Annotated in this window: 8 protein-coding genes; 1 reads left to right on the forward strand and 7 read right to left on the reverse strand. The window is 35.9% G+C overall.

What is annotated here, in order from left to right; genetic code table 11:
• Position 1 precedes the first annotated feature (1 nt).
• The 7 genes from VFM92_RS02555 to VFM92_RS02585 form a co-directional block, all read right to left on the reverse strand.
• On the reverse strand, positions 2 to 1,183 hold the full coding sequence (locus tag VFM92_RS02555; protein WP_325120628.1) for a hypothetical protein: 1,182 nt from the start codon (positions 1,181 to 1,183) through the stop codon (positions 2 to 4).
• A gap of 5 nt (positions 1,184 to 1,188) precedes the next feature.
• Positions 1,189 to 2,220 carry an outer membrane beta-barrel protein gene (locus VFM92_RS02560; protein ID WP_325120629.1) on the reverse strand — a complete coding sequence of 344 codons (1,032 nt, stop codon included), beginning with the start codon at positions 2,218 to 2,220 and terminating at the stop codon, positions 1,189 to 1,191.
• On the reverse strand, positions 2,207 to 5,338 hold the full coding sequence (locus VFM92_RS02565) for a High-affnity carbon uptake protein Hat/HatR (protein WP_325120630.1): 3,132 nt from the start codon (positions 5,336 to 5,338) through the stop codon (positions 2,207 to 2,209). Before VFM92_RS02565 ends, VFM92_RS02560 begins: the two co-directional genes overlap by 14 nt.
• Before the next feature lies 1 nt (position 5,339).
• Positions 5,340 to 6,797, reverse strand: a complete 1,458-nt coding sequence (locus VFM92_RS02570) for a DUF4062 domain-containing protein (protein WP_325120631.1) — start codon at positions 6,795 to 6,797, stop codon at positions 5,340 to 5,342.
• The gene (locus tag VFM92_RS02575; RefSeq protein ID WP_325120632.1) at positions 6,794 to 9,934 is read right to left on the reverse strand and encodes a hypothetical protein; all 3,141 of its coding nucleotides are present in this window, start codon (positions 9,932 to 9,934) and stop codon (positions 6,794 to 6,796) included. Before VFM92_RS02575 ends, VFM92_RS02570 begins: the two co-directional genes overlap by 4 nt.
• Before the next feature lie 233 nt (positions 9,935 to 10,167).
• A complete protein-coding gene (locus tag VFM92_RS02580; protein ID WP_422655636.1) occupies positions 10,168 to 11,154 on the reverse strand; it encodes an ISAon1 family transposase in 987 nt (328 codons plus the stop codon).
• Entirely contained in the window at positions 11,129 to 11,491 is a 363-nt protein-coding gene (locus tag VFM92_RS02585; RefSeq protein WP_325120633.1) for an ISAon1 family transposase N-terminal region protein, read from the reverse strand. The genes VFM92_RS02580 and VFM92_RS02585 overlap by 26 nt, the downstream gene beginning before the upstream one ends.
• A 169-nt stretch (positions 11,492 to 11,660) precedes the next feature.
• Here VFM92_RS02585 and VFM92_RS02590 point away from each other — a divergent pair.
• On the forward strand, positions 11,661 to 11,911 hold a 251-nt coding region (locus tag VFM92_RS02590; protein ID WP_325120634.1), incomplete at its 3' end, for a hypothetical protein.

Below are 11,911 nucleotides of genomic sequence, written 5' to 3' on the forward strand. Positions count from 1 at the left end.
ATCAATCTTCTAATTCTCCAAAACCATTGGTTTTAATCAATAGTAATGTGTTCTCAATTCCTATAACAGTAGAGCCAATAGCGAAAATCCTATCATTGACCATAACCGCATCATGTAAAACCTCATTTTCATTACTTCCGAAGGATTTGGTAAATACTTCCCCTCCGTTTGGTCCCCTTCTCGACAGAAAAAAATCTGTTTGTTCATTAGCTCCTGCCCGTGAAATTTCGGATGAACCACTTATTAAATAACCATCTTCAATTTTTTTTACGCCTCTAAGCTCATCATTACCCTCGCCACCGATAAAAATCGGAGAAGCAGAAAATGCCTGATACATAAAAACATCAATTTGACTATTTACACTATGCTCGCCAAAAAGCATAATATTGCCTTCGGGTGAAGCCAATAATTGTTTTGTAAAAATATTATTAGACCCAGGGAAATTAAGGGGTTCCGCATCTTCGATTTGCTGCATATTTATGCCGTTACTTCTTACTAAAACAGAATTTCCTGAATTGTAGACCCAATTTAATCTTCCATTACTATCTTTATACAATGCAGTGGCAGGCAGTGCTTTGGCTTTATGGGTTTTAAAAAAAGTCTCAATTGTCAAGTTATCTACACTTAATTCGCCATAAAAGGTGGAGTCTTCAGCATCGTCCATTTGCTCCGAACCTCCAAATAGAATTCGGGATGACGCCTCATCATAATTCAAACCTGTTAGGCTATAATTATCTGCACCTGAAGTATAGATCTGACTATTTATGGAGTCTAATGAAGAACTGACCGTCATAAAAAACAATGCTGTATTACCAACGGTTTGATTTCCTATTGTACCTCCAATTACTATATTGTCATTTGGCAATACTAATACCTGGCTTGCTCTCCAACTTTGATTTTGTGGATAGTAGCGTTCGGAATTAGAAACAGGTAATTCCCCATTAGCATCTACCCTTACTAGTCTAACCCTTTCAGTGATGGTACCAGAAATTGGATCGTTTATAGTGCTGTTAGAAACAATTAGTAAATTTCCATCAGAGAGCGCCTCAATTTTTAATGGGTTATCGGTCCCTCTTCCTTTAATGATTTTAATAAATGCATTCTGTTGGGCAGGAGCTATTCCTTCCTCCGTATTACATGCAAAAACAGTCATTATTATTAATGTCCATATCGTGAACTTCAAATATTTCATTTTTTCAACTCAGGGTTAAATCTTGGGAAACGAAAACCTAATCTCAATATGAAAGCATGTCCTTTATATTGATTATCTGCGTAGGCAGCATCTTTTAAAATTAATTTCAATTCCTCTGTTTCTACATTTTCATTCTTTTCTTCTATAAATCGATGTTGATATAATGCCTCCACCGTGATATAATTTCTACCCAATACCTTGAAATTTCCTCTTACTCCTATAATCGCGCTTACGTTCAATAAATTTCTGTAATTAATCATGTCAAGATCAATGATTTCTGTTCCAACACCTCGAACAGAGAGTTCTGACGATAGTAAATAATGAAATGAAGGCCCTCCAGTGGCTTCAAGTAAGAATTGATTGAAGAAAGGGAGTTTATAATTTAATAAAAATGGGAGTTCGAGCCATTGTTGCATTTCAGTAATTTCATGGTCCCCACTTGAATTTCCTTCTGCTGTCACGGTTGCCCTTTTCAACAATGTGGTTCTATAATTATAATGAATTTCGGCATTAGCACTAAACTCATCATTAATAGGATATTGAAAAAATAAACCAACTCCTATTCCTAAGGGTGGATCATAAGTACCTGAACTGGACAAATTATAGTTGTCATTATTTTCGAGTATTTGTATAAAATTAAAGCTCCCTGTAAATTTTAAGCCATAAAAAAACTTCGCATCTGTTTCAAAGTTTTCGGCTAAAATTACCAGTTCTGTAGGATCAGAATCTAAGTCTATTTGATATTCGGGGTCAATTTTAAGCAATCTCAAGAAGGATTCTTCTGCTTTATTCTGTTCTTCATTAAAAAGATAAGACAAGGTAACCAACCTCAATGCTTCTACTTTTTCTTCATCTGTAAATCCATTATCAATACATTTCAATAGTAGCTTTGGAAGCTCATTAAGTTTTCCTTCATCATAAAAATTTCGGGCTTCTCGCAAGTTTTGCACACAAGAGCTTTGTGCAAAAGTGGTATTGGCAAAAATAAAGCATCCCACAACTATTAATAAGATTCTAATTTGCTGCATCGGATAGTTTTTCTAAATTTTCACACGTTTTTTCATACTCTAAATCAGCTCCCACATAGGTTGCCCATTCGTTTTTAGTCATATTTCGGTCTAATTCATCACAAAGCAAGCCACCCATTTTATCAATTGAATAAGGCCAAATATGAACTTTCCCATCCTCTGAAGCGGAGAAAATCCATTCACCAGAAGTACTAAAATCGGTTGACCAAACCCAGTCTCCATGGTCGGATAACACGATTGGTGCCTGTATGATTTGAGATAAATTCCATATCCTTACAGACCTATCTTTACTTGCTGTAAGCATTGTTGCCCCATTATCGCTGATCTTGATATCATCTATTCCTCCATTGTGCCCTGTCAAAGAATTAGGATTGGTAAAATCGTTGTCTGTAAATAATTTTACTTCTCCATTAATATTACCCAAGGCTAGAAAGTTAAACTTTGAAGTGATGGCACTAAGTGCGACTTTACTTCGATAGATTACAGTATCATTTTCTCCAGAATCATCTATCCTTATCAGTTCTCCACTATCTGCCGCTAACCAGATTACATTTCTATTTTCATCAATTGTAAAATCATTAATTTTGACGTCTGATTGATATATTTTTTTGGATTGATTTGCTTCAATAGTTTTGATTGATTTACCACCGTCATCCAAAACCCATAGCTTATTATCAGCCCATTTCATTTTTACAAATGTTCCACTAACCCCTTCTATTGCTGTTGGTTGCGGATTTCTATTTTCTAAATCATAACGTTCTATAATGGATTTACCGGCACTAGTGATAAATTGACCTGCAGCATAAATTTGATTCTTCTCTTTATCAAAAATCATAGATTTTACCACTCTTCTATCTCTTGTAGGAGCAATTGTATCTGCCACCCATTGATTATTAACTCTATTCCATTTTAAAATACTGCCTTTGGATCCAGCTGAGAAGAACTCATTGTCTGAACTTCCACTCATTACTACTTTAGCCGATTTATCATGAGCATTTAATTTCTGAGTTAATGGATGTTCAAATTCTTTTAAGGCAAAATACAAGCCTTCATAAATTTCAGGATCGTATTCGTAGCTATTATATCGCTCATCAAATTCAAAAGCTTGTTGCGCCAATAGACCTTTTAGCTGCGGATCATTTATTTGAGTTGATTTCACCGCCATGGCATTCGCAATGGCCAGATATCTCAATTGGTCGGCTCTAGCTTTTTGTTGTTCTGCTCTGTCTCTTTCTAAATCCGCTTGTTGTTTTGCCTTGGTAGCTTTAATTGCCTCTTCACTTGCCACACCCTCCGCTTTCACTGCTGCAATTCTACTTATTTCAGCCTGTTCAGCTGCTTGAATTGCTTTTTGTTCTTCTAATTCGGCTCTTCTTGCATTTTCTTCAGCCTCCTTTTGAGCTGCGATTGCACGTTTTTCTTGTTCAGTTGCAATATCTTTCTGCTGTTCAGCAACTAAAGTTTGCTGTTCGGCTTCTAGTCTTGCTTTTTCTGCTTCATTCTTTTGCTCTTCAGCCCTTGTCTGCTGAATAAATGCATAAATCAAAAATAAAATGGAGATGACTGTGGCTCCACTCATAATCAAAGTTGTTAATCTTGCAGTTCGCAATCTTCTCTTCTGCTGCAATTCTTTGGCTCTTTGCTCTATTTCATATTCTTCTGCAGAATGTTCTAAGAAGGAGATAGTCCGCTCATAGGCCGGATGATGGCGTTGTCCCCAAATTAATGTAGGATTATGTTTTTCTTTCCAGTTTAAAGCAAGTTGTAAATCTGGTGGACGCCACAAACTTGTTTTTCCTTGTTGAAACATATCAGCCGCTTCAGCCAGCCTTTTGTACATGGCCACGGCATCTGCTTCATCATTCACCCAGTTTTTTAGTCTGTTCCAAATTCTCATAATGCTTTCATGAGAAATATCAATAATGGAATGACTGTGAATAGGAATACCGTATTGCGGAGTTAATAAGGACCGACTCGGATCGCGGAATTTTTCAATTACTTGAATAATTTGCTCCTCTGAAGTATCCGCGATAGCGGCTATTTCATTTAATTGAGTTGGTCTTCGAATTCCATAACTTCCGCCCCCTCTTTTTTCCGTAATGGCTTTAAATAAAAATTCACAAATTCTTTGCTGCTCATCATCTAGTTCTTCAAAAGCTTCATTAGCATGCATAGATAAAGCCTCCGCCATGGTACCGATTGCCTCATAATGCTTAATATCTAATAACTCATTTTCAAAATCTTTAAAATTGCTCCAATAATCCCAAGTTCGCATAAGGGCATGCTGTAAAATGGGAAGCTGATCGGGATTATCTCCTAAGTCATTTAAAAGTTGTTGGGTTAATCTTGGAGCAATTTCAGCATTTCCAACAGCGACCGGTCCTGTGATAGCGCGCCTTTTCTGCTCACGCGTCATTTGCGGAATTAAATATTGGCTTTCATTGATTTGGCGAGTCAATTCTGGAAACTGAGAACATTCCCCAATAAAATCTGAGCGCATGGTAATGGCCACATATATTGGCGCATCTGCATAATTAATAGCCTCCATCAGAAGATTAATGAAAGCTAGCGTTTCGTTTATGGTTTGAATATTGGAAGAATCTTTGAAACGAAATAACTCCTCAAATTGATCAACTAAAATGAGATAGTTTTTTTCCTCATCACCTTTAAATTGCATTATGGTTTCCACCAAACCAACAGAGGAACTTCTGAGAAGAGACGATATAATGGTTTTCCTGATTTGCTTGTCTTCATCTGACAGATGTTCATCTACCAAATCGGTTTTCAATAAGGCTTGCGCCAAATTATCAATTGGAGCTGCGCCTGGCCTAGTCACCACTACTTCCCATTCTGTTGATCGGCCGGTGAGAAATCCTCCATATAATATGGGTAAAACCCCACAGTAAATAAATGAAGATTTACCACTTCCAGATGGACCTATAACACCCACAAAGCGATGTTTCGATAACTTCAAAAGTACCTCATCGCTTTGACCTTCTCTGCCAAAAAATAAATGGCTTTCCTCAATTTTGAAAGGACGCAATCCTGGAAAAGGATTGTTTTTCTTCCCGTATTGAGTTTGAATAGGTTCTGTTATGGTGATTTTTTCCTCCTTCATATTAGCTTTCTCTTGCCACTTTTACTTGGCTATTTTCATAAGCCAGTTCAATAGTCTTAATAAAATTAATTACATTTTTGGAATCTCCGCTAACATCAACTTCCACTTCATAACGGCTAAGGTATTCATTTTCAATACCTTTAGCCTTTTCGGATTTGAACAACTTTCCTAAAATGGGTTTAGAACGTCCGAAACCTGGCGCTTTTAATAAATCCAAAAGTTTCATGTAAACCCACTGATTATTTACCTTTTCCTGAAATACAATAGCCGCATCCATTTGCTTCAGACAATCGATGTGCTTATTACGTAGCTCCATCAAATCTCCTTTATTTTCTAAAGTGAGAAGAGTTACATTTTGAGCTTGAATTTCGTCTACCAAAATGGAGGCTGCTTCTCGGTCTATTTCATCATAAATTAAGTAGATGTTCGCCCTCTCTTGGGACGCATCTAAATATAAATTTCTGAGCTTTTTATTTAAGCCTTTTTCCATCAGTTCTTCCCAGAGTGTATTCTTAAAATCTTCTAGAGAAGTTTGTAATACTTCTGCTCCTCTAGAGGATTTATCATCTCTTTTAATATTGTGAATAAAAGATTTTTGCTTTTCGCTAGCATATTTTAGTGAGGGACTAATCCAAATCAACCTACTAAAATCTGAGGCGCTTGACTCTGAATAATCAGCAGCCAAACTATTTTGAATATCCATAACTGAGCTTTCCGAATCTTTTGGAATTGCTCCATAAGATGCTCCTATCATATGCACAGAAAATTGACACTTTTCTAAATCTGCTTGAATTGATTTCTTTAAGCCTGAAAAGCTTTGAGGTAGTAAGCTTTTAGGATACACATCATATCCATGTCTAATTAATTCTCTTTTGATAATATTTCTTGCACCTGATAAATCTTGACCCGTTTCTGCCAAATAAACAGTCTTTCTTCCATGTGATCGAGTATTTTTCTCTGTTTGATTCATTTTCAAAATGGATTCGTAAATGTCAAAACATAAATCCACCATTTTCATCCAATAGCCCTTTTCTGCTTCCTTTGTGAAGAATTCGTAAAGCTCCTGAGCTCCTTGATTTTCGTTGCTTAGATAGAAAATATAGGATCTTACTGGTCGAAGCTTTTCAGGAATATCCACAAAAGAAAGGGGCGATTTAAAAACAGGGAAAACAATATCATGAATAGTATTTTCTGACTGTTGAAATAGGTTTTCAACTCTATCTAAACAAGATCCTGACAGGATAAAATCTGGTGATAAAATGGGAATAAACAATCCTTCCTCAGTTTTCAAGCCTTCTTGCTCATCAGAAATCATATTTATGGTAATTTCTCTGTTCATGGTTTGATTGAGCATCATATAGAGAAATTTCTTGAAAAAATCTACCCATCCCCTGTCTTCTAAAATCGGTTTATTATCGTTTTCCGCAAAAATTATATTGATATGGAGTTTTTCCTTCATAATGTTGCTTGAAAATGTTGTGTCATGGCCGTAAACAATTGATTGGTAAACTCTTGACTTCTTGACATTAAAGTGTAGAAATTATTATTATTCAATTGAAATACCACCGAATCTATATTAACAGTCAAATTCTCTGATTTTATATTTTTTTCAGGTATAAATAGCTCACCATAAATATCTCGCTCATTTAAAATTCTATCCGCTTCAAATTCAGCTTCAATTTTAATTTGACCTTCCGCCACTATATAAATGGCATTATTTTCCATCTCTCTTAAATCAATTCTATCACCTGCTTTCATTCTGATTACTTTGGTATTATCCGCCAAATCGCAAAGCTGTGCCCCATTAATTTGCTTGAAAATATTGATCTGCTTCAAAAACATTACGATTTCAACTAATAGAAAGTATCCGTCATTTAACCCGTCTTCCAGCTGGTTGTGAGAAATTGTATTGATTAATTCGTCTTGATCTTCCTGAGCCACTCTTTCAATTACTTTCTCAAAAACCGCTGGTTTTTTATGATATAAAAGCCAAGTGGCTACTTCCTGCAGTAATCTATCTTTATTAAATACATGGGATATAATGGCGTAATCTGGTTCATAATCTTTTTGAAAAGCCAGGTTATAAAGGGCGCAGGCTTTAATCCATCTGGAAATTTGATTGAAATCTCTATTTAAAATATTATTGATTAATCGTAATGGCTCAAATTGCTCCCGAGGAAAAAAGTTGTCTAAAGCTTTCACCTTTTCATTTACTGAAATGTCATCTACTAAAGGAAAAAGCTTAGATTTCAATTCTGAATCAATGAACATATCCATTAGTTCAATGCCGTAAGCAATACCATCAGAAGTTTCAGAAAGTATATTTTCTTTCACTAATGAAACCGATTCTGTGTCATAGATTAAGGACAATAAAAGAAATATCTGTTCATAATTGTGGCCAACTTCTTCTTTAAAAGCTACTCTTAAGGTTTCATATTCTTTTTCCTTTGGCAGTTCTTGAAGAGCAGCTAAATTCCAAACTGTTTTCCCAATTTCATTCTCTATTAAAGAAGCGATAATTTGTGCTTGGTTTCCTTTTGCATTAAAATCTTCATATCCAAAACCATTGAGCATTTCATAAACAATTCTTTTGTCAGGATAATCAATTTTTTTCAACAATAAATTTTCCGCCTCTTCACCATCAATCTTACTCATTATTCGGACTACCGCCATTTTGATTCTATCAGGCTGACCAGATTTATGGAAAGCGGATTCCAAATGATGTAGGACTTGACTTCCTGCGGCAACCAAGGCAGAAGATGCAGCATGTCCATACTTTACATCACCCAGCATATCAATTAGAATATTCCAGGTTTCGTGTCTTTTCAGTATGCGTGCAGTTTCTATAGCAGTCATTCTCACCGCCATATTAGCATCTTTCAGCAAATCCAGTAAAAGGAAAATATTCTTGGCATCGGCATGTTGCCTGAAAATCTTAGCTGTATATAATCTTTTTTCTGCATCTAAAGAACGTGACCAATTGCTAAGCTGCTCAAAAGTTACTGGAGTAACATCTCTTGATTCGCTCTCTTTGAAAGCCTTTTCAGCTAATTTTTTTAAAGTTAAACTTGAACCTAAACCTGAAGCTTGCTTATCATTTCCAAGGTATTCTTGCATCTTGGGGGAAATCGTACCGGAAAAATTTTCCCTGAATGATGCAAATTCCTCTGGCTCCAGTTTTTCCATCAATTTCAAACTGTAAAGTTGCTTATGTTCCTCCTTACTGTAAACTTGCTTTTGCAGCAACCTACTGATGGAATTTTCATTTTCATCTACTTTATTCTTCTCTTTATTTCGGATAAGTGTTCCTTGCAAAGTAGAGCGATATCCGTTGTGCATTTGCTTGGTCACAAAATACCAAATAACTAGAATTGGCAGTACCGCAATGGAAATCGTTAATAAATTAAATACTTTAACATTATTCAAAACAATAATAATAGCACCCGCAATCATACCTGCAAAAGCATTGACTACGCCTTGAATTTTCACTTGAATATCAAATCTGCTTTCAACATCTAGCGGTAAAAAATAAAGTTTAAATGCTGGTTCATCTAAAGCATCTTTAAGAGAGGTGACAAAAAGCTTACTTACTGCTATTGTCACAAAAAAGAAGATAAAAGTGGGATCTTCTGGTGTAAAACCAAATCCGGCACCTATTAAGCAGGCTGCCCCTACCATAACCATGATAAGAATTGGGTTAATAAGTAACGATACCTTTAATCCATAAAGAGCAATAATTTTATCCGTAGCGAAAGTTTGAAATAAGAAGCTAAAAATGATAATAGTACCATTAAAATAGGCCAGAAATGTAGCTAGATTACTTTCATTGAATTGAGCTGATGCAACACTAAAGAATGAGTAATCAATGAAAGTCCCTGCTACAACTGAAACGAGAACAAATCCCACCATTAGAAGCATATATTTGTCGCTTAGGACTTTTTTGTAGGGAACTAATGCATTTTTTCCAGCTCTCACTAAAAATTCCTTTGAGCTATTCATCAGCCATAAGAAAGATAAAAACATTCCCCCAAGACTGATAACACTCATGGTGATCAAATCTTTCTCCGCAAAATCAGGGCGATTCAATAAATAAGGAATGATGAATAACAAGGCTAAAATGGAGGCGGTAAGTTGTCCTGTATCGATCCCTCCAATAATTCTTTTGGATTGTCTAAGGTCGAAAAGCCTACCGAATGCACCCCAAAATATCAATAGAATTAAATAGGTAAATGGAAGTACGAAGGTAAAAGTTAGGAAATATAATGGTGATACATCCGGAAGATAAGAATAGGCAATCTCAACAGAAATCAATAATATAAAAATGATAAGAAGCGTATACCCAGCTAATCGAACAAAACTAATTTTTGATTGAAAATAATTGAATAAGTAGGTAGCCACAACTCCAATGGCACCTGACACTACAATGGCAAGTGGCAAATCAGTTTCTTCACTAAAATTGTTCAAAAACAAGGATTCAGCTCCTACGGAAAGACCTGACACAAAAAAGCCCATAAAAAAGCCCATGAGTAATAATAGAAATACTCTTTTAGACTCTGGCTCTTCTGCATTTAATACATTGAGGATAAACTTCTTCAAATTAAACCCGACTTTTCTTAGTTAAGTTTCGAATTTAAAGTAAATATTTGAATTGTAACATTTTTCGGTAAAAAAGTCCTTTTATTTTCGATGAATACTGAAAATAATTGGATAGTTTTAAATAAGTGTTGTCACATGCATTTTTTGAAATATTTTGGAAGTAAGGATTAGGGACTAATTGAGATTAAATTGAAGAAAATGGATCAATCTGAAAATCTGGGGAGAAGTATTTTTCAAGCATAGATTTTTGAGAGTCTGTAAAGGAAGAAAGATACGTTTTTCACACCTCTAAACTGAGAACGAAAAGCTTTGATTTTGGCATTGAATGATTCGGCTGCTGCATTGGTGCTTCTTCTTTCAAAGAAATTCAAGATCGTTTGATAATGGTTTTGTATTGTCCTTGATACGGTATTGAAGCTTTTAAACCCTGCTTTTTCTACTTGATCATACCACCTAGCCAAGTTTAAATAGGCAACACCTTTATCTTTCACAGTATGGTAAATATGCCCTAATTTTTGAGCTAGATCATATGCTTTTGACAGCTCTGGGTAATATTTAAACAGTAATTCCGCCCTCCATATCTGTGAAGGTGACCATTTACTCTTATTCTTGAAAAGAAGATATCTGCTTCGTGCCAGCAACTGTTTATGGGTGTCACCATTTTCCAGTCTGTTAGCAACAAAGGTTTTGCCCAATTCTCTAGCTAGCTCAATTTCTTTGTTTTCCAGATCTATAGCCTCCCAACGATACGCTATCCGCATTTGCTGAACTGCATCATAGGCTAATTTCTGAACATGAAATCTATCCGTTACCAAAGTGGCTCTGGTGAAAGTCTTTCTGACAATCTGCTCCATGTTTGCAGCCATGTCCAGAGTGACTTCTTCAACCTTTCTTCTCGCATGATGAGGTATCTTTCTGACCAATATAGACCTTACTTTTTCACTTTCAGTACCTTTTATCATGGCAATTAAAGCTCCCTTTTGTCCTTTAGCTGCTTTATTGGTTACAATAGTGTAGAGCTCTCCCTGGGAAAGCGAGGTCTCGTCAATCGTGATATGCTCGCCAATATTCTCGGGGAACACAATATGGTCTTCAGCATGATCTAATTGATTCCAACTGGTGAAATCACTTAAATGAGAGAAATACTGCTCTTCTAGCAGTTTGCCGTTTAAACAGAAGTATTTCCCTAGACTTTTACAGTTTACTGGCGTGGTATCGATGCACTGCTTTTAAAAAAGACGCGAATTCCTCTGTCAAACGCGTTCCTTTTGCTACCAAGCTCCAATCTCTTGAGACTATATGACCAGTACTTTCCACTGTCCATCTTCTACGTTTTACCTTCAAATAGCAGGCTTTTCCACGTACTGGGAAATCCTGAACAGTAATCACATCATAAAAACCTTTAGACAATAACTTTTGCCCGCTATACTCCTCTGGAGTAATATTCTTTTCCTCTAAACCGATTTGAAAACTATCTTCTTTCTTTTTAACTGAAGTAACTTGGAAATATTCGAGAATGCCTTCTGGCAAAAACAACTCAATTAAGCTCTGATCCACTTTGTCTTTTTTTTGACAAAGGTAATTCTTCATATCTAAATCCCCAGAATTATTGCTTGATCCACAAATCGATAAGCGTGAGCTGCTAAACATTTTTGCCAGTATTTTCTTATGTATCTTTCGGTACTTCAGTCCTAAACCTCAACATAAGATTACAACACCCATAAGAATGTACAGACAAGTAATAGTGTTTTTGTTCTTTACTCACCTAACATTACAGCATGCTTTTGCTCAAAATACTATCATTTCAGACAGTGTAACCCTAGAAGCGGTAGAAGTGAAAGGCTTTAGTAATGGAGAAGAAATTACACGGCAGGCTGCGGCAATTGCCTACCTAAGCCCAAAGCAAACCAGTCAGCTCTCATTTAATAACCCTGTGATGGCATGGAGCTCTTTGCCAGGAGTTAGCTTGGAACAAAG

It is taken from the genome of Marivirga sp. (assembly GCF_035704835.1).
Taxonomy (GTDB): domain Bacteria; phylum Bacteroidota; class Bacteroidia; order Cytophagales; family Cyclobacteriaceae; genus Marivirga.

What these genes read in the sequence shown, in the direction of transcription:
- VFM92_RS02560 (WP_325120629.1), bottom strand. Translation starts at nt 2,220, where the DNA reads ATGCAGCAAATTAGAATCTTATTAATAGTTGTGGGATGCTTTATTTTT.
- VFM92_RS02565 (WP_325120630.1), bottom strand. Translation starts at nt 5,338, where the DNA reads ATGAAGGAGGAAAAAATCACCATAACAGAACCTATTCAAACTCAATAC.
- VFM92_RS02570 (WP_325120631.1), bottom strand. Translation starts at nt 6,797, where the DNA reads ATGAAGGAAAAACTCCATATCAATATAATTTTTGCGGAAAACGATAAT.